The 17,271-nt window shown below is 65.2% G+C and carries 18 protein-coding genes; 8 read left to right on the top strand and 10 right to left on the bottom strand.

The genetic code is table 11. The annotated features are described in order from the left end of the window. Positions 1-423 precede the first annotated feature (423 nt). The 3 genes from OKA04_RS13440 to OKA04_RS13430 are packed head-to-tail and all read right to left on the bottom strand — an operon-like array spanning position 424 to position 1,997. A complete protein-coding gene (locus OKA04_RS13440) occupies positions 424-804 on the bottom strand; it encodes a YraN family protein (RefSeq protein WP_264501690.1) in 381 nt (126 codons plus the stop codon). After that, positions 791-1,414 carry a ribonuclease HII gene (rnhB, locus tag OKA04_RS13435; RefSeq protein ID WP_264501689.1) on the bottom strand — a complete coding sequence of 208 codons (624 nt, stop codon included), beginning with the start codon at positions 1,412-1,414 and terminating at the stop codon, positions 791-793. The genes OKA04_RS13440 and rnhB overlap by 14 nt, the downstream gene beginning before the upstream one ends. A 4-nt stretch (positions 1,415-1,418) precedes the next feature. Beyond that, entirely contained in the window at positions 1,419-1,997 is a 579-nt protein-coding gene (locus OKA04_RS13430) for a CAP domain-containing protein (RefSeq protein ID WP_264501688.1), read from the bottom strand. A 262-nt stretch (positions 1,998-2,259) separates the two neighbouring features. Here OKA04_RS13430 and OKA04_RS13425 point away from each other — a divergent pair, with 262 nt between their 5' ends. Then, the gene (locus tag OKA04_RS13425; RefSeq protein ID WP_264501687.1) at positions 2,260-3,672 is read left to right on the top strand and encodes a sigma-54-dependent transcriptional regulator; all 1,413 of its coding nucleotides are present in this window, start codon (positions 2,260-2,262) and stop codon (positions 3,670-3,672) included. 54 nt (positions 3,673-3,726) lie between these two features. Then, positions 3,727-6,294 (top strand): tetratricopeptide repeat protein, encoded by a 2,568-nt coding sequence (locus OKA04_RS13420; RefSeq protein ID WP_264501686.1) that lies wholly within the window; start codon positions 3,727-3,729, stop codon positions 6,292-6,294. Positions 6,295-6,346: 52 nt separating this feature from the next. Here OKA04_RS13420 and OKA04_RS13415 read toward each other — a convergent pair whose 3' ends face one another. Together OKA04_RS13415 and OKA04_RS13410 are read right to left on the bottom strand one after the other, a co-directional pair. Further along, the gene (locus tag OKA04_RS13415; RefSeq protein ID WP_264501685.1) at positions 6,347-6,745 is read right to left on the bottom strand and encodes an NINE protein; all 399 of its coding nucleotides are present in this window, start codon (positions 6,743-6,745) and stop codon (positions 6,347-6,349) included. Positions 6,746-6,814: 69 nt separating this feature from the next. Next, on the bottom strand, positions 6,815-7,513 hold the full coding sequence (locus OKA04_RS13410; protein ID WP_264501684.1) for a DUF4190 domain-containing protein: 699 nt from the start codon (positions 7,511-7,513) through the stop codon (positions 6,815-6,817). A gap of 117 nt (positions 7,514-7,630) precedes the next feature. On the opposite strand from OKA04_RS13410, the gene OKA04_RS13405 reads away from it, so the two are divergent. The 6 genes from OKA04_RS13405 to OKA04_RS13380 all read left to right on the top strand — a co-directional run bounded on the left by OKA04_RS13405 (position 7,631) and on the right by OKA04_RS13380 (position 12,973). Then, on the top strand, positions 7,631-8,860 hold the full coding sequence (locus tag OKA04_RS13405; RefSeq protein ID WP_264501683.1) for an MFS transporter: 1,230 nt from the start codon (positions 7,631-7,633) through the stop codon (positions 8,858-8,860). A 67-nt stretch (positions 8,861-8,927) separates the two neighbouring features. After that, complete coding sequence (locus OKA04_RS13400; protein ID WP_264501682.1) at positions 8,928-9,299, top strand: Dabb family protein; 372 nt, start codon at positions 8,928-8,930, stop codon at positions 9,297-9,299. Positions 9,300-9,376: 77 nt separating this feature from the next. Then, a complete protein-coding gene (locus tag OKA04_RS13395) occupies positions 9,377-10,006 on the top strand; it encodes an outer membrane lipoprotein carrier protein LolA (protein WP_264501681.1) in 630 nt (209 codons plus the stop codon). Positions 10,007-10,113: 107 nt separating this feature from the next. Further along, complete coding sequence (locus OKA04_RS13390) at positions 10,114-11,175, top strand: type IV pilus twitching motility protein PilT (protein WP_264501680.1); 1,062 nt, start codon at positions 10,114-10,116, stop codon at positions 11,173-11,175. Positions 11,176-11,198: 23 nt separating this feature from the next. Then, a complete protein-coding gene (locus OKA04_RS13385; protein ID WP_264501679.1) occupies positions 11,199-12,299 on the top strand; it encodes a type IV pilus twitching motility protein PilT in 1,101 nt (366 codons plus the stop codon). After that, positions 12,299-12,973 carry a hypothetical protein gene (locus OKA04_RS13380; RefSeq protein ID WP_264501678.1) on the top strand — a complete coding sequence of 225 codons (675 nt, stop codon included), beginning with the start codon at positions 12,299-12,301 and terminating at the stop codon, positions 12,971-12,973. Before OKA04_RS13385 ends, OKA04_RS13380 begins: the two co-directional genes overlap by 1 nt. 12 nt (positions 12,974-12,985) lie before the next feature. On the opposite strand, the gene OKA04_RS13375 is transcribed toward OKA04_RS13380, so the two are convergent. The 5 genes from OKA04_RS13375 to OKA04_RS13355 all read right to left on the bottom strand — a co-directional run bounded on the left by OKA04_RS13375 (position 12,986) and on the right by OKA04_RS13355 (position 17,241). Further along, positions 12,986-13,774, bottom strand: coding sequence for a hypothetical protein (locus OKA04_RS13375; protein WP_264501677.1), 789 nt, complete (start codon positions 13,772-13,774; stop codon positions 12,986-12,988). Between the two features lie 80 nt (positions 13,775-13,854). Continuing rightward, on the bottom strand, positions 13,855-14,298 hold the full coding sequence (locus tag OKA04_RS13370; RefSeq protein ID WP_264501676.1) for a hypothetical protein: 444 nt from the start codon (positions 14,296-14,298) through the stop codon (positions 13,855-13,857). A gap of 18 nt (positions 14,299-14,316) precedes the next feature. Continuing rightward, positions 14,317-15,300 (bottom strand): lipoyl synthase, encoded by a 984-nt coding sequence (lipA, locus tag OKA04_RS13365; protein ID WP_264501675.1) that lies wholly within the window; start codon positions 15,298-15,300, stop codon positions 14,317-14,319. A gap of 43 nt (positions 15,301-15,343) precedes the next feature. Beyond that, positions 15,344-16,240 carry a patatin-like phospholipase family protein gene (locus tag OKA04_RS13360; RefSeq protein WP_264501674.1) on the bottom strand — a complete coding sequence of 299 codons (897 nt, stop codon included), beginning with the start codon at positions 16,238-16,240 and terminating at the stop codon, positions 15,344-15,346. Next, positions 16,237-17,241, bottom strand: a complete 1,005-nt coding sequence (locus OKA04_RS13355) for a lysylphosphatidylglycerol synthase transmembrane domain-containing protein (RefSeq protein ID WP_264501673.1) — start codon at positions 17,239-17,241, stop codon at positions 16,237-16,239. The genes OKA04_RS13360 and OKA04_RS13355 overlap by 4 nt, the downstream gene beginning before the upstream one ends. Positions 17,242-17,271: the final 30 nt, after the last annotated feature.

The raw sequence follows: 17,271 nt of genomic DNA, 5'->3' as shown, positions 1-17,271 counted from the left end.
CCTAGACCGCCCGACCCCCGTGGGTCAACATCTTTCGTGACGGTTTTTTGAAGATTCTTCCCGATCCCGAGCTAAGCTGTTGTTTTTCAACAAAATCGACCGCGAAGTTTTTCGCGACCATTCCGCCACGGAGGATGAATTGGGGCGGATTCAGGGGCAAACCGGCAGCATCAGCACCACGGAAAGACCGCTTTGAGGGGCCTTTTCGGCCCACTGGAGGGTCGGGATCCCCTTCTACCTTCTATATAGAGGCCTGCGGTGCCGATTTGCGGCGGGGTGCGGCGCTGAGGGAGGCGCCGCCCTACGCTCTTATATAGAGAGGGCTTCACCGGTTGCTTCCTGGACCGGTGAACCGCACGCGGAGCGATGCGGACCACTATGCTTGCGAACCACCCTTGTGCGGGCCGCATCAGCCCGACCATTTCAGAAGGCGTTCTCGACGCGGCGGACCATGGGCTTCTCGCCTTCGGTGAGGATGACCTCGATGACGTCGAAGCGCCATGGGATCTCGCGGGTGCCCAGCAGACGCAGCCATTCGTTCGCGCCGCGCTCGATGAGCTTCTGCTTTTCCCGGTCCACGGCATCAAGCGGACGGCCCATGCCACCGGCGCGGCGGGTCTTCACCTCGGTGAAGAGCAGCAACTTCCCGTGCCGGGCGACGATGTCCACTTCGCCGCCACGGGGCGCGCGGAAGTTCCGGTAGAGGACCTTCGCCCCGCTGGCCGTGAGCCATGCCCGGGCGATACGCTCACCCATGACTCCGATGGCGGCGGAGCCGATGGCCGTGCCGTCACGCCGGGCCAAACGGCAGCGACAATTGAGCGACGGGCTGAAACGAGCGGCGATGATGGCGGCAAGGCCCATGGCGTTCTAACGCGGCGAGGTGCTGCTTTGTGCCATATCCCATGTGCCTCTCAAAGCCGTATTCCGGGAACTCTCGCGACATCTCCAGCATCAGACGGTCGCGCGAGACCTTGGCAATGACGCTCGCTGCGGCGATGGAGAGCGATTTGCCGTCGCCCTTCACCACGCCATCGTGCGGCCAGGGGAATGAGGGCACCGGCAGGCCGTCGATGAGGCAATGGTCCACGGCACAGGAGAGAGCTTCGACCGCGCGGGCCATGGCGGCGTGGGTGGCGCGCAGGATATTGATGCGGTCGATCTCCTCGACCTCGGCGAAAGCCACCGCCCAGATGACCCGGCTATCGGTGGTTACCTTTTCATAAAGCTGCTCGCGCTTCGCCGGCGTGAGCTTCTTCGAGTCATCCACCCCCTTGCATCGCCACCGGGGCGGCAGGATCACCGCCGCGGCGGACACCGGTCCGGCGAGCGGGCCCCTTCCCGCCTCATCCACACCCGCGACCATCATCAGGCCACGGGCGCGGAGGGCGGATTCGAGGGTGGTATCTGGCATGCGCTCAGAACTGGCGCATGCGGTCGGTCAAGGCCATATGAGAATGGCTCTCCGTGGCAAAAAGCTGGGTGGCAAAGACGGTGCCGTCCTTGTCGACCACGACGCCGATACCCGTGGTGCTCCATTTGCCGCGCATGTTCTTGTCGTGGCTGGAGGAATTCTTCCAGGCACCGACCAGGGTATTTGCGGCACTCGAATGACTGCCGCTGCAGGTGGCGATGTTTTCCGCCACATTGCTCATCTTCATGGTGCGCTGCGCATTCAACGCACGCTCCTCGAAGCCGTAGTGGCTGATGTTTGCCGCCGCGTTTTTCCCGCTGAATTTCCCGCGGTTCCGACGCATGAATTCCGAGTGCTGCTGGGCCATGCGGTCGAGCCCGGCGTGACGCTGGAGCACTTCCCGGCCTTTTGACTGACGATAGGAATTCACCTGGGAGTGGATGGTGCCGGCGAGGCTACCATCGCTCTTGGTGACCGGTACGGTGGACATGAGCACCGTGGTGGAGTCGAGCTTCGGTCCGCATGAGGCGAGGAGGAGCGCCGCGGCCGCAGTCGTAAGTGTGTGATAGGAGATGACTTTCATTTGTGAGACAGCGAGCCGCGCATCTCAAATCACCCCCGGTTCATAAAGATTATTTTACAATCAAGGGCAAATGTTAGAAATTTTGTCCGATTTTCACCAGAACTCGCTCCCGCAGAGGCACTTCCCGCAAGTATTTTTACGCAACCCCTTTTCGCGGCCGGTGTTCGCTTCGGGCGAGATGGCGTTTTCTCCCGAACAAGCGTGCGTGACTCACCCGTTGCTTGCGCTCCCCGCCGGGCCGGGCACACTTTCGTTCTAGCCCATGTCCGAGTCGTCACCGGAAAAAACGATCCTACTTGTCGATCAGGACCACGACTTCTTGGAGTGGGCCACGAAGCATTTGACCGCGAACGACCTGCGCATCCTGCGCTGCGACAATGCGGACAATGCCGTGAAGGTGGTGGAGAAGACCACGGTGGACGTGGTGATCGCGGACATCCAGCTCCAGCCCTACGACGGCCTAGAGCTGCTTTCCCGGGTCCGCCAGAGTTCCCCTAATACGCTGGTGGTGCTGACCGCAGGCTTCCCCAGCACCGGGCAGGTGATTGAGGCGACCCAGCGCGGTGCTCACGATGTGATGCGGAAGGAGTCGCTTCCCTTCGAGCTGCGGCCGGTGATCGAGAGCGCGCTCCAGATCGTGGAGGACCGCCGCTCCGCTGAGCAGCCCGCCGCTGACATGCCGGCGCTGGATGGCCGGGTGAAGATCATCGGCGTTTCGCGCGCCCTTCAGGATGTTTTCAAAATCGTGGGCCGCGTCGCGCGCTCGGATGCGCCTGTCTTGGTCACCGGAGAGAGTGGCACCGGCAAGGAACTGGTGGCCAAGGCCATCCACGAATACTCGCCGCGCCGCCAGCAGGAATTGATCGCCATCAATTGCGGCGCGATCCCGGAAAATCTCCTGGAGAGCGAGCTTTTCGGCCATGAGAAGGGCTCCTTCACCGGGGCGATCGCTCGCCGCGCGGGCCGCTTCGAGCAGGCCGATTGCGGCACGCTCTTCCTCGACGAGATCGGCGACATGCCACTGTCCGTGCAGGTGAAGCTGCTGCGCGTGCTGCAGGATGGAACCTTCTCCCGCGTGGGGTCGAATGAGACGCTGAGCGGCGATGTCCGCATCGTGACAGCGACGAACAAGACCCTCTCCGCCGAGGTGGCCGCCGGTCGCTTCCGCGAGGATCTCTACTACCGGCTGAATGTGGTGGAAGTCCGCCTGCCGCCGCTGCGCGAGCGCGCGGAGGACATCCCGCTGCTGGCCGAGTTCTTCCTCCAGCGCATCACGCGGAAGAATGGCATGGCACGCATCCGTCTCTCGGCGGAAGCGATCGCCGCGCTGCAGGCCCACCGCTGGCCGGGCAATGTCCGCGAGCTGGAAAACACCATCGCCCGTGCGTGCGCGCTGGCTTCCTCCACCGTCCTCCTGCCCGCGGATATCCCGCTGGCAGCGGCACCGGGCGAGGAAAAAGGCCCGCTGAAGCAATCGCTCGACCGCCTGCTGGATGCCGTGCCTGCCGGGGAAAACGCCGTGCACTGGCTCGCCACCGGCCTGGCCACGCGCGCGCTGGAGCGGCAATCCGGGGACATCAAGCAGGCAGCCGCCATGCTGGGACTGGATGCCCCCGAGCTGCGGAAGCTGCTGGCGGAAAACCACATCAGCTCGCTGGAGTCGTCCAGCCGCTGACTCCGGGTCCACTCACCGCTGGCCATCGGTACAGCCGCACGCTACGGTCCCCGCATGTTCCGCCGCACCCTGCTCGTCCTGCCACTGGTGACGATGCTTTCCGCGGCCCCGAAGCCCGCATCGATCCCTGCCTACAAGGAAGGTCTGGACGCGCTCTCAGCCCGGCTGTGGGAGGTGGCCGCCACCCGCTTCCAGACCGCGCTGGAGACGCCGGATCTGGATGCCGCCGGACGCCAGACCATCCTGCTGAGACTGGCGGAGACCCGCATCCGCGCCGGCGAAGCGGGTGAAGCAATGTCCATCCTAGAGGATCCGGCTTTGGAAGGCCATGCCGAGATTCCCTTCTGGAAAGGCCAAGCGCTGGCGGCCGATGGCCGGCTGATGGAGGCGCTGACACTGCTGGACGGTGACGCCATCGCCCCGACAGCTCCGCATTTTCGCGAGGCGCTTTTCACCCGAGCGGCACTGCTGCAGGCGCTGGGAAACCAGAATGCCGCCCTCGATGCGCTGGCCGTGCTGGCGAAGGACCGCGACGCAGCCACCGCCTTGCGCGCCCGGCTGGAAAGCGCGGACATCCTGCTTTCCCGCGGGCGTGCCGAGGAGGCGCTGACCGCCATCCCGCCGCTGAATGCCCGCATGTCCCCGCGACAGAGCGCCCGTGCGGAACTGCTTCGCGCCCGCGCCCAACTGGAAAAAGGCGAGCACGTCGCCGCTACCGGGATCTTCTCCGCGCTCATGGCGAAGGCGGGCGATGACCCGGCCTTCAAGATCTACCGGACCGAGGCCGCCGTGGGCCTGGCCCGCGCCCAGCTCGCCGGAGGGAACCGCGAGGCCGCGACCGACGGGCTGATCGCCTTCATCGAGGACGAGCGTGATTCGCCGAAGATCGGCATGGCCTTCCCCGCCCTGCTCGATTGCCTCCCGGAGACCCCGGACGCGGATGATGTGATTCTCACGCGCCTGCGCGAGTGGTGTCCGCCGCCGGTCATCAAGGTGCCCGCGGTGATCAATGCGGGCAATGGCAGCACGGGCGTGTGGCCCGCCGCCCCGGTGGCGGAGGACGAACTGGCCACCCAGGCGCTCTACTACCTCGCGCTCGGCCTTCGACGCGAGGGATCCACACCTTCGAAGGACCAGGCACGACGCCTCCTGACCCGTCTGCGGCTCGACTATCCGGAGCACCCGCTGGCCGAGCGCGCCCTGCTGGAGAATGCCCGCTGGGACCTGGCCGACGGGCGGAACGAGCAGGCCGCCGCCGCCCTGAGCGCGCTCGACGGCAGCAATAGCGCACCCGTCCTGCGGGCCGAAGCCTCGATCTCCGCGGCTGCCAGCGCCTTCGCCGCAGGTGACCACGCGCTGGCCGCCAGCGAATCCGCAAAGGCGGCGGACCTGCTGGACGGAGACGCCCGGCGCGGTGCCACCATCAATGGCGCGATCTCGCGGCTGGCCGCGGGGGACTTGCCCGCTTTCCAAAAAATCGCCGCTGATCCGAAGGCTCCGCGCAGCGTGAAGACGGAGCTGGAGCTGGAGCAATCGCTCTTCCTCGCCTCGCAGCGCGACTCCACGGCTCTCGCCTCGCTGGACCGCTTCATCCTTGCCCACCCGGATCACCCGCGCCTGCCGGAGGCCCGGCTGGCAGCGGCATTGGCCGCGCTGGAAGGCACGCCGCCGGACACCGCATTCGCCATTGCGCAGCTCGACAGCCTGTCGCCTGAGCAGGCGGGAGAGCTGCCGCCCGCCGCGCTGGCCATGGCGCGCATCCAGATCGCCGGACGGGAGAACCGCTGGGCGGATGCCGTCGCTCTCGCGAAGGATTTCCTCGCCAGCTTTCCCGATGATCCGCGGAAGGATGAATTCCGCTTCGAGCTGGGAAATGCCTACTACGAGAACGGCGACTTCAATGACGCACGGCTGGAACTCGCCAAGCTGGCCGCGGATGCACCCGCGGCACCACAGGCGGAGGCAGCCCTGCTGCTGGCCGCACGCTCGTCCGCACTGGTCACCACGCCGGAAGCCAAGCGGGAGAGCCTGGTGCTTTTCGACAAGGTGATCGGGAACAAGGGAGCCCTCGCCGACACGGCCAGGCTGATGAAAGCCCGTGCGCTCGGCCCCGCCGATGCCGCAAAGGAACTGCTCCCGTGGTTCGAGGAGATGCGGAAGGATCATCCCCTGCGGCTCCGCGTGGGCCTGGAACTGGGAGACGCGCTCTACAACAGCGCGGGCACCGATCCCGCGCCGCTGGCGCAGGCGCTGAGGATCTACGAGACCCTGCTGGCCGACTTGTCCGCGGACTCGATGGATCGCCCGGAGATCGAGTACCTGCGCGGCCGCGTGCTGGAGCAACTGCCCGATCCGAAGCTGCCGACCAAGAAGCGCGAGGCAGAGGCACTCGACGTGTATTTCTCCGTGCTGGAAGCCGCCACTCGCCAAGCCCCGTCCGATTGGCGCTGGGTGGACCGCTGCGGCGTTCGCGCGCTCACACTGCTCGAAAGCGCGCAACGCTGGGAAGCCGCCATCGGCGTGGCGGAGATGCACAAGAAGCTCGCCAGCCCCGGTGCCCCGGCCGCTGCCGAGCGGGCGAAGGCACTGAAGCTGGAGCACTTCGTCTGGGACGAGGAGTGAGCAAAACGGCATCTACTGGAGGTGCCGTAGTTTCACATCCCCGCGGGCTTCGTCAGCCGCCGGCCCGGTTCTTCTCGTCGATCTGTCCGTTCAGCGTGCAGTAGTCGTAGAGATAGCCGATCAGACAGAGGCCGCCGGTGAACATCCACAGCAGGCCGGTCCAGACTTTGCCCATGTAGAAGCGGTGAATGCCGAACACACCGAGGAAGGTCTGGAGGATCCACGCCACCGAGTAATCGACCGGACCGGTGGCATACTTCCGCGCCGCCGCCCGCTCCATGCCGGGGATGAGGAATAGGTCGATCAGCCACCCGATGCCGAAGAGGCCGAGCGTGCAGAACCAGATCACACCGGTGATCGGGCGGCCGAAGTAGAAGCGGTGGGCACCTGTGACACCGAAAATCCAGAGCAGGTATCCGATGACCTTGCTGTGCGTTTGCGGACGTTCCATTTGCCGCGCATCATCGCCTGTTTTCGCGAGGACGCGATTGGAACTGCGGGGCGTGTTTGGAGCGTCAGGTCAGCGACTTCTCTGCGGCACCGGGATCTCCACCGAACCAGTGAGATCTGACGGTGACAATGACGTTGGAGGTTCCGCCTTCACGGATCCATCAATACGAAGGGTGGCGTATCTGTCGCCGATCATGGGTCCCATCAGCAATCGCGGCTCGGGCTTGCCCGACGAGCTCATACGAGGAAAGTAGTACCACTTCGATCCCGGCGCTGCTTTTGCCGCGAGCAGACGGTCCAGGTCATCCACCATCCCCGAAACCTCAAGCTGCTCCAAAACCCTCGGACCGGTGAGCCCGGAGAACTCGGGCAATTCCCTGGCAAGTTCGTCCGAAGGAAACGAACCGTATTCGCCGTCGAACGCGATGAACGCAATGTGCAGTTGCCTCGCATTCTGAATCGTCTCCGTGAGGTCCGCCCTTTGGCGCTGCTTCAAGAATACCGGCGCGGTGAGACCCGCGAGGATCGCGATCGGCAGGATGAGGATCGTGAGGTAGCCCGTGACGAGGCCGGTGATGGCCAGGCCCGTGCCCTTCAGCCGCCCTCCGGAACGCTTGATCGCGGAGAGCGCCATGTGGCCGGTGATGACCGCGGCGATACCGCTCAATCCAGCGGTGAAGATACCGAGCGGGCCACAGATCACGCTGGCAATCGCAAGACCCGGGGTCCGCTGTTCGGAAGAAGGCATGGGAGGAGTCTGGCTAACCATAACTCAAGAGTTGGCCGCCCCGATGAAGGAGTTCAAGCCAATCCCATGAAGATGACCTCTTCACGATCACCGCGGCATTGAACTCTGCCGCCAATCGTCGAAAACAAGGCCGTCCGCATGATCGCCCGCTTTTCCCTCTACGGCTTTCTGAAAAACCTGCGGTTCTTCGAGGCCTTCCTCATCCTGGCGTTGCGGGAGCGCGGGATGGATTTCCTCGGCATCGGCGGGCTCATCGCGGTGCGGGAGATCGCGGGGAATCTCAGCCAGATCCCCTCCGGCGCGCTGGCGGACGCGATCGGGCGGCGCCGCTGCATGATCGCCAGCATGGCCTGCTACGTGGTCTCCTACCTGGTGCTCGGCTTCGCTTCGGACACCTGGATGCTGGTCGGCGCGATGGTCTTTTACGGCACCGCGGATGCCTTCCGCGATGGCACGCACAAGGCGCTGATCTACTCGTGGCTGCGCGAGCAGGGACGCGAGGGCGAGCGGACAAAGGTGTATGGCTACACCCGCTCGTGGTCGAAGATGGGCTCCGCGCTCTCCTCGCTCATCGCGGCGGCGCTGGTCTTCTTCACGGGGAATTTCTCCACCGTCTTCCTGCTCAGCGCGATCCCCGCGGCGCTGAATCTGGTGAATCTCGCCACCTACCCCGCGGCGCTCGACGAGGGCATCCCGCGCGGCGGCGGACTGCGCCAGGCGTGGCGGCACCTGCGGGATGGCTTCCAGGAAGTCGTCGCGAAGTCCTCCATCCGCCGCCTCATCGCCGACAGCGTGTCGGTGGAGGGAAGCTATTCCGTGGTGAAGGACTACCTGCAGGTTGTGGTGCAGGCCTTCGCCGTCGCGCTACCGGTGCACCTCGCGATGACCGGCGAGCAGCGCACCGCCGTACTCGGCGGCATCGCCTATGCCGCGCTGCACATCCTCTCCAGCAGGGCATCGCGCTCCGCGCATCGCTTCGAGGAAAGGCGCGGCGGCACGGAGCCGGCCATCTCGCGGCTCATGTGGATGTGCGCGATTTCCATGATGGCGCTCGGCTTGTCGCTCTTCCTCGGCATCGGCTGGCTGGCCGTGCTCGTCTTCATCGCCCTGGGCATCCTGCAGAATCTCTGGCGGCCCATCCACATCGGACGCTTCGACCGCGATGGCGAGGAGAAGCGCGCCGCCACCGTGCTCAGCATCGAGTCCCAGGCCAGCTCGCTCGCCGCCGCCATCTGGGCACCGCTCATCGGCCTCGCCATCGACCGCCTCTCCGCAGGTGCGGACCCCGCCCCGCTGCACACCCTGTGGCCGGTCGCCCTGGTGTGCCTGCCGCTGCTCGTCACCTCGGTGCGGCGGCTAAGGGCATGAATGACGTTCTCGATTTCCGGGGTTTCCGGAGTTTGACAGCTCCCCTCGCTCGCCGGAGCATCCTGCCATGGCCAAAGCCCTTCTCACCGCCGTCATGTCCGCCGCCCTAGCCACCGCCGCTGTCGCTGAAAACGAGTTCCGCCACGTCGTCTTCTTCAAGTTCAAGCCCGAGGCCACGCCCGAGCAGGTGAAGGAGATCGAGAAGGCCTTCGCCGAGCTGCCGAAGAAGATCGACAGCATCAAGGGCTATGAATGGGGCACCAGCGAGAGCGTGGAAAAGCTCAACGACGGCTTCACCCACTGCTTCTTCGTCACCTTCAAAGACAAGGCCGCGCTGGAGGCCTACCTGCCGCACCCGGCCCACAAGGAATTCGGCGCGAAGCTCAAGCCGCTGCTCGAAAAGGCCTTCGTCTTCGACTACACCGCGAAGAAGGACTGACCCGTCTCGCCTGCTTGCTGCCTGCTTCCCGCGGGCATCTGGAACTATCATCTCACCCGGCACTCCGCTCCCCGACCATGCGCGCCCTGCTCGTCCTGCTGTCCCTCGTTTCGCTCGCCCGGGCGGAACTCGACCTGAAGCCGCTCGAAACCTGGATCGGCAGGCAGAAGAACCTGCAGAGCCTGGACACGAACTTCGTGCAGGAGCGCAAGCTGCCCTCGCTGAAGAAGCCCGTCACCACCCCCGGTCGCATGCGCATGGTGCGGCCGGGCAAACTGTGCTGGGAACTCGGCAACCCGGTGAAGACGCTCGCCGCCTCCGATGGCAAGACGATGACGCTGCTCGATGTGGCGAAGAAGCGCGGCAAGAAGATCGACACCGCATCACCGGAAGCGCGGCAGTTCACCCTGCTCTCCGACGAGGCCTTCCGCGATCTCGCGGGCTTCCAGGCGACCTTCGAGCTGGTGGAGTCCCGCATGAGCGGCGCGATCTACCAGCTCACCGTGCGGCCGAAGGACAAGACCATGCGCAAGCACGTGTCGTGGATGTTCCTGGACATCGACACCCGCAACCACGAGCTGCGCGCGCTGGACTTGGAACTGGAGGACAAGTCGCGGATCCGCACGGTCTTCTCCGACTCGAAGATCAATGCAAAGGTGGACGCCGCGATCTTCACGCCGGACACGACCGGCTACCTGATGAAGTGACGCCGTGACACGGCGGACGGCGGCAACTTTCGCCACCGGCGGGGTTTGATGGGATATCACGATTTCCCCCTTCCCCTCCCCCGGCGGGGTCCTGTTAGTTTCTTCCCATGAGTCCCGAGATCCGCGCCCTGATCCAGAATGCCTTCACCGGCGGTGCCAGCGATGTGTTCTTGATCGAGGGCGAGCGACCGCGCGTGCGGGGAGACGGCGAGATCATCATCGCCCACGGTGGCCCCGTCACCTCGGAGGACGTGGCGGATATCTGGCAGTCCTGCGGGATGAATCCGGAAACTGACAATGACGGCGACTCCAGCTTCGAGGTGGAGGACGTGGGACGCCTGCGCGTCAATGGCTACCGCACGCTAGGACGTCTCGGCGTGGTGATGCGGCCGATCAAGAAGGAGATCCCTTCTTTCGAGGAGCTGGGCCTGCCCGGGCACATCCTCGCGTCATGGATGGAGCGCCGCTCCGGCCTCATCATCGTGAGCGGGCCGACCGGCTCAGGGAAATCCACGACCATCGCCGCCTGCCTCGAGTGGGTGAACCGCCACCACCAGCGGCACATCGTGACGATCGAGGACCCCATCGAGTATCTCTTTGAAAACAAGCGCGCGTGGTTTTCCCAGCGCGAGGTGAAGCGGGACACGGAGAGCTTCCACATCGCGCTGCGGGCCGCGCTCCGGCAGAATCCGGACATCATCCTCTTCGGCGAGATCCGCGATGCGGAGTCCGCTTTCGCCGCGCTGCGGGCCGCGGAGACCGGCCACCTTGTCATTTCCACGCTGCACGGCTCCGGCGTCGCCGGGGTGCCGGTGGCCATGGAGCGGCTGAACCGCATCATGAGCGACTCCAGCAATGCCGGGGCGCTGAGCCTGTTGTCCCACCAGCTCATCGGGGCCATCTCCCAGCAGCTCCTGCCGCGCCTGGATGGCGGGGTGATCGCCGTGCTGGAGTATTTCCAGAACGAGGCCATCACCCGCAAGTGGCTTGCCGAGGCCAGCTACGACGACCTGAAGGACCACCTGAACAAGTGCGACGATTCACAAGGCTGCTCCTTCCTCCGCTACCTCATCGCCGCGGCCCAGCAGGGCATCATCGACCCCGCCGTCGCACGCACGGCCACCGACCGACCGCAGGATTTTGATCGCGCCATGCGGGGGATCTCCTAGTTTCCTACAAAAGAACCAATCCCGTGAGCCAGGTCCGCGAAATCACCGACTACCTCCGCCAAGCCGTCGAGCTGGGCGGCTCCGACCTCCACCTCTCCGCCTGGGCGCCGCCCGCCGCGCGCGTGGGGGGAAATCTCGTGCCGCTGGAGGAATTCCTCCTCGATCCCGACACGACGCGCCGGCTGATCCTCGACACGCTCTCGGAAGCGCAGCGCTCGGCGCTGGAGGCAAACCTGGAGCTGGACTACGCGCTGCACCTGGAAGGCGTGGGCCGCTTCCGTGGCAATGTCTACATCGCGCGCGGATCGCACGAGGCCGCCTTTCGCCACATCCCGGAGCACATCCCGGAACTCGGTGAACTGGGCCACCATGCCGTGGTGCACGATGTCTGCACGCTGCGCCGCGGGCTGGTGCTCGTGACCGGCATCACCGGCTCCGGCAAATCGACCACGCTCGCCGCGATGATCCGGCGGATTTCCGAGAACCGCTCCGGGGTGATCGTCACCATCGAGGACCCCATCGAGTTCGTCTTTTCCCATGCGAGCTGCCTGATCAAGCAGCGCGAGATCGGCAGCGACACCCGCGGCTTCCCCATCGCCCTGCGCCAGGCACTGCGGCAGGACCCGGACGTCATCGTCGTATCCGAGCTGCGGGATCTGGAAACCATCCGCATCGCGCTGACCGCGGCGGAAACGGGTCACCTGGTGCTGGCCACGCTGCACACGGTGGATGCGCCGCAGTCGGTGGACCGTCTGGTCGATGTCTTCCCGCCGGACCAGCAGGCGCAAGTGGTGACACAGCTCGCCGGCGTGCTGGAGGCCATCGTTTCCCAGCGCCTCATCCAGCGGGCAGATGGCCAGGGCCGTGTGCTTGCCTCCGAGGTGCTGCGCGCGAACCACGGCATCCGCGCGTGCATCCGCGAGCGGAAGCTGGAGCAGCTCGTCGGCCTCATGGAGATCGGCTTCAAGGACGGCAACCGCACCATCGACCAATCGATAGGCGGCCTGCTCGACAGCGGCTACATCACCCGCGAGGAAGCACTCTTCCACTGCCGCGAGAAGCGGAACTTCGACACTCCGCCCGAACCGGCCGAAGCGAAAAAACCAAAATCAATCTGGACCTGATGGACCCCCGTGTAGCCGCCATTCTGAAGTGGACCGTTTACGGCCTGCTCGCCTTCGTGACCTTCATCTACGTGTCCCGCTACCACAAGCGCGAGACCCGGAAGGACGAGCTCGTCGCGGAAATGCGCGCGCAGGTCTCCGAGGCATCCTTCTACCGGGCAATGACCGAGAAGGACGCTCGCACGACCTTCCTCCGCAGCATCGCCATCATCGACGACGCGAAGAAGCTGGGCGTGGAGCCGACCGTGTTCTTCGACACCGTCTTCGGCACGAAAAAGGAAGACCCCGGTGCCGGTGAGGAATTCGAGAACTATCCGTCGCGCGAGAAGCTGGCCCGCGAAACCCTGATGCGAGGCTACCTCCATGCCGAGCAACTCGGCATGCTCGCCGGGCCGAAGGAAGTCGCCGCCCTGCGGAGAGGCGACCTGCCCGAGACTCCCGCGCGCACGGCCATCATCTGCGTGATCGATCCCGCCATCTCGCCCGGCCTTGAGAAGGTCGTGCCGAACTTCGAGCTGCGCCCCTTCGACAACAAAAATGCGACGCCGAACGACACCGACATCGCCTCGGCCCGCAATCTGGCGACGGACCTTTCCAGCTCCATGATCATCGACCGCGAGACGGAGACGAAGATCAACGAGCACTTCCGCCCGAAGAAGCCGAAGACCGAGTGAGGCACGCCGCGGTCACGGCCTGCGGCGACGAAGCAATGCCAGCAGGCCGATGGCACCGAGCATCGTCACGGCAGGCTCAGGCACCGCCGCGACGTCCACGATCTGGATGGCATTGATCGCCGCGAACCGCGAGCTCATGCCATCGAGATCGGTCGTGGCATTCACCCCGGCCACGACATTCGCGTAGCTGAAGTCCACTCTGCCCGTGGGATCCGGCAGCACGGAGAATCTCACGTATTCGATGCCCTCGGCCAAAAGGCCGTTGCCGCCGATGACGCCGTCCCACGAGGTCTGCTTCGAGACGCCGTTGATCGTGATGAGGGCGTTCTGGCCGTCGGAATACTGGCCGCTGAAATTGTTCCCCTGGGCGTAGAGATAGATGTCGTAGAGCTTCAGCGGATCGAGCCCGGTGATGGCGCCGTATTGGGTCATCACCTCGAGATTGGTCGGCGCGGAGAGGAAGACGTAGTCCGCCATCAGGTTCTGATAGACCAGGCTCGCCCCGCCATTCTCCTGCTGTCCGGCGGTGCTGGTGTAGCTGCCATTGATGCCCAGGCTGATGCCGACCCCTGTGACCTCGTCCGCGGAGTTCCGCAGGCCCGAGGCTACGAGGACGGCATTCCCGCTGCCATACATCTGGTTCCACACCGCGGCAGTGCCGGAGGGATCGGGAGCGGCAGCGAGCCCGGAGAATACCGGGGAAATCGCGCTTTCGTCGAAGTCGATATTGATGACCTGCGCCGCGAGGGGCGCGGAAAACGCCGCAAGCAGCAGCGCCGTGAGACGAGGGGTGGCTCTCATGGGAGGGGGAGAGAAGGAACAAACTTCCCCTAGCAGGGTCGGCCCATCAGGTCAATCCCGCCCTTCTTGAGACCATCAGGTCAGCGGTTGCTCTTATCAATGTAGACCCTCGATTCGGAGGGGATGAAATGCACCAAGATGCCTCCCCCGTTCGGATGCCGCTTCTCGTAGTGGAGATAGGCACTCTTTTCCCCGATCAGCCGGGTCGCGCGGGGATAGTCGGCGGATGGAAGTCTCACCATGACCGGCCCGGTTCCTTCCGATAGTGGCCAGCTTTTCTCCGCAGCGAACTTCCGGAAATCCGCCTCGCTCACCCGATAGGTCACGCAGACCACGCCGCTGATGTTGCGGGCCTCGAAGACCTCGATGGAGGTCGCTCCCGCTGGCGCGAATGAATGCTCCGGGACATCCACCGCGTGGTGGAAGTTCTGTCCGAACATGCCATGACCCAGCAGGCCGATGACCGCGAGCAGCACCAACAACGGGATGCCGCATCCCATGGCAAGGGCCTTGCGGCGCGTCATGAGATCGGGATCGGGGGATCAGGCGACCGAGGCCTTCACCAGCGCCGGCTTGGCGGCCGGGATGGGGAGGTCTTCCGGTTGCAGGTCGAGCCCGCGGGCCGGTGCGGCCTTGTCGATCTCGTCCATGATATCGAGCTCCGGACGGAAGTCCGCGGCATGATAGGAGCTACGGACGAGCGGACCGCTGGCGACGTGGCGGAAGCCCTTCGCGATGGCGATCTGCTTGAGATTGTCAAAGGCGGCGGGCTCCACGTACTCAACCACCGGCAGGTGGCGCGGCGTCGGGCGCAGGTATTGGCCCATGGTCAGCACGGTCACGTCGGCTTCCAGGAGATCGTCCATAGCTCGGAGGATCTCGTCGTGGGTCTCTCCGAGGCCGAGCATGATGCCGCTCTTGGTGGCGACCTTGCCATTCACCATGGCCTTCGCCTTCTTCAGCACCGCGAGGCTGCGGTGGTACTTGGCGCGGGAGCGGACCAGCGGGGTGAGCCGCTCGACGGTCTCCAGGTTGTGGTTGAAGATGTGCGGGCGGGCCTGCATCACCATCTCGAGCGCCCAGTCGCGGTCGTTAAAGTCGGGCACCAGCACCTCGATGACGATGCCGGGATTCATCGCGCGGACGGCCTCGATGGTCTGCTGGAAGTGCTCGGCACCGCCGTCGCGGAGATCGTCGCGGGCCACGGCGGTGATGACCACGTGGCGGAGCTTCATGCGGCGGGTGGCCTCGGCCACGCGGTAAGGCTCGTCGCTCTCCAGCGCATCCGGGCGGGCGGTCTTCACGGCGCAGAAGCCGCAGGCGCGGGTGCATTTCTCACCGGCGATCATGAAGGTCGCGGTACCCTGGCCCCAGCATTCCCAGCGGTTCGGGCACTGGGCCTCCTCGCAGACGGTCACCAGCTTGAGGTCGGTGATCAGCGACTTGGTGGACCAGAAAACCGGATTGTTGGGCAAGCGCACCTTGATCCAGGACGGTTTCTTGTCCTGGTGGAGCGCGGGGTCCATTTTCATCTGGGGTCCGTGGCAGCCGCTCATGTCTGGCGGGACGCTAGGACGCCCTCTCCGCGGGGGAAAGGGGAATTTCTCGCGCCACCCGTGGAACGGGCGTGCAGAGCGAGGATTGACGGAAAGTGGCGGCTCCGGCGGCGAAAAAGGTACGGGATTTCCCCCCGTGCAGCAGCCCGGGGTGATCATGCGCGGTTTCCAGGAAGATGAGCTGCTTCCCCGCGGCCATGGCGTCCTCGGTGCGGCGGCGGAGCAATTCGCCCGATACCACGCGGTGGCACTCCCCCATCATTCCGCCCGGCGTGCGCCACGGCAGGCCCTTCATGCAGGAGGAATGCTGGATGCGGTGGACGACGATGGTGTGGATGGCTGGATCGTCCAGCCAGTGGTCGAATGGCGTCTCATTTGCCACGCCGCCATCGAGGAATTCCTCGCCGCCGATCCGCTGCGGCTGGAAGAGGATAGGCACCGCGCAGCTCGCGATGAGGAAATCGATCAACGGACCGCGCGTGCGGACCTCGCTGCAGCCCTTCGTGATATTCGCGACGGCGATTTCCAGCCGCGGGCTGTCCAGATCCTCGATGCGCAGCTCGCCGATCACGCGGCGCAGGTAGCGCCGGATCCGCACGCCGGACAGGAGGCCCGCTCCGGCCAAGCCGCTGAAAATACCGGGCCAGCGGTAGAAGGCGCCGAGATCGAAGAACGCGCGGCGGAAATGGAAATCGTAGATCACCCGCTCCAGCGCCGCGCCGCGCAGGCCCGCCGCCCATAGCCCGCCCGCCAGCGCACCGGCGGAAGCGCCCGCGATGCGGCCGGGGCGCAAGCCCGCCTCCTCCATCGCGCCGAGCAGGCCGAGATGGGCATAGTAGCCGAAGAACGACGAGGACAAGCAGACTGCCAGTCCCGGATCGTGGCCGGGCTCCGGTGGCATGCCGCTCATGCCTCCGACTGGGTGGTTTCCTCGATTTCCTTCATCGATGTCCGGTTGGACGGGCGCAAGAATAGCAAACCGCCGGCAAATGCCCAGAACAGCGTTCCGGTGGCAAATCCGACCAGCGAACCGAGCACGGAGATGCCCGGCTCCAGCCCCACGAGGTCGCTCATCAGGGTCTTCAGCGCGATTTCACGGACGCCGATGCCCGAGATCGAGACCGGCATCGCGCTGGCGGCATCCACCACCGGCATGGCGGCGAAGACGGACATGAAGCCGGTATCGCTGCCGACGAACTGCACGCCACACCAGAAGGTGGCGTAGTAAAGCGGCAGCATCACGAGATTCGACACGAGGGCGGGCAGCACCAGCTTCCACTTCTTGCGGAAGACATCGTACACGTCCGGGATCTGCTTCATCCGGACGATGCGGGGATTCGTCACGCGCCGGTGGATGCGCTCGTTCACCCACGGGCTGGCCACCACGCACATCAGGGCGATCATCGCCAGCCCGCCGCTGAAATAGACCCAGCCGAACTTGATGGCCGTCTCGCCCAGCTCGCTCTGCGACTCCACCGCGCGGAAGCTCGTCGCGGTGACGGCGAAGAAGGTGAGCGCCATGGCGACCAGGCCGACGAGGTGATCCACCAGCACCGACATGGTCACGGCCAGCTTTTGCTCCCGGTGATCGCGGATGAGCAGGAAGATCTTCGCCGCATCCCCGGTGACGCTGCTCACGCCCATGAGATTGAAGAGCCCGCTGATCAGCGTGAGCTGGGTGGCCCGCCACAGCGTCACGGGGATGCCCTGCGCCAGCAGCAGCATCCACCAGCGGAAGGCGGACAGGAAGACGGTCACACCGCCGAGAGCGATGGCAGCGAGCGCCCAGGACCACTCCGGATCCTTTGGCCAGAAGGTCGCGGACTCCTGGAGATTCTGCCCGGAGAGCGCCCACCACAGGCACGCGACGGTGAAGGCGAGCTTCGCGAGGAAGAGCAGCCACTTTTTCATCGCGGGCCCTTTCCCCCGGAAGCTGACAGG

Origin of the sequence: Luteolibacter flavescens, from assembly GCF_025950085.1 — a bacterium.
GTDB classification, from domain to species: Bacteria; Verrucomicrobiota; Verrucomicrobiia; order Verrucomicrobiales; family Akkermansiaceae; genus Haloferula; species Haloferula flavescens.
Note: the sequence above shows the minus strand (reverse complement) of the source record. Positions and strands in the feature narration are given on the sequence as shown.

Bases quoted from the DNA above. Each gene is read 5' to 3' on its own strand.
- rnhB (WP_264501689.1), bottom strand. From the start codon at position 1,414: ATGCCAGATACCACCCTCGAATCCGCCCTCCGCGCCCGTGGCCTGATG.
- OKA04_RS13430 (WP_264501688.1), bottom strand. From the start codon at position 1,997: ATGAAAGTCATCTCCTATCACACACTTACGACTGCGGCCGCGGCGCTC.
- OKA04_RS13425 (WP_264501687.1), top strand. From the start codon at position 2,260: ATGTCCGAGTCGTCACCGGAAAAAACGATCCTACTTGTCGATCAGGAC.
- OKA04_RS13420 (WP_264501686.1), top strand. From the start codon at position 3,727: ATGTTCCGCCGCACCCTGCTCGTCCTGCCACTGGTGACGATGCTTTCC.
- OKA04_RS13415 (WP_264501685.1), bottom strand. From the start codon at position 6,745: ATGGAACGTCCGCAAACGCACAGCAAGGTCATCGGATACCTGCTCTGG.
- OKA04_RS13410 (WP_264501684.1), bottom strand. From the start codon at position 7,513: ATGGTTAGCCAGACTCCTCCCATGCCTTCTTCCGAACAGCGGACCCCG.
- OKA04_RS13405 (WP_264501683.1), top strand. From the start codon at position 7,631: ATGATCGCCCGCTTTTCCCTCTACGGCTTTCTGAAAAACCTGCGGTTC.
- OKA04_RS13400 (WP_264501682.1), top strand. From the start codon at position 8,928: ATGGCCAAAGCCCTTCTCACCGCCGTCATGTCCGCCGCCCTAGCCACC.
- OKA04_RS13395 (WP_264501681.1), top strand. From the start codon at position 9,377: ATGCGCGCCCTGCTCGTCCTGCTGTCCCTCGTTTCGCTCGCCCGGGCG.
- OKA04_RS13390 (WP_264501680.1), top strand. From the start codon at position 10,114: ATGAGTCCCGAGATCCGCGCCCTGATCCAGAATGCCTTCACCGGCGGT.
- OKA04_RS13380 (WP_264501678.1), top strand. From the start codon at position 12,299: ATGGACCCCCGTGTAGCCGCCATTCTGAAGTGGACCGTTTACGGCCTG.
- OKA04_RS13375 (WP_264501677.1), bottom strand. From the start codon at position 13,774: ATGAGAGCCACCCCTCGTCTCACGGCGCTGCTGCTTGCGGCGTTTTCC.
- OKA04_RS13370 (WP_264501676.1), bottom strand. From the start codon at position 14,298: ATGACGCGCCGCAAGGCCCTTGCCATGGGATGCGGCATCCCGTTGTTG.
- lipA (WP_264501675.1), bottom strand. From the start codon at position 15,300: ATGGACCCCGCGCTCCACCAGGACAAGAAACCGTCCTGGATCAAGGTG.
- OKA04_RS13360 (WP_264501674.1), bottom strand. From the start codon at position 16,240: ATGAGCGGCATGCCACCGGAGCCCGGCCACGATCCGGGACTGGCAGTC.
- OKA04_RS13355 (WP_264501673.1), bottom strand. From the start codon at position 17,241: ATGAAAAAGTGGCTGCTCTTCCTCGCGAAGCTCGCCTTCACCGTCGCG.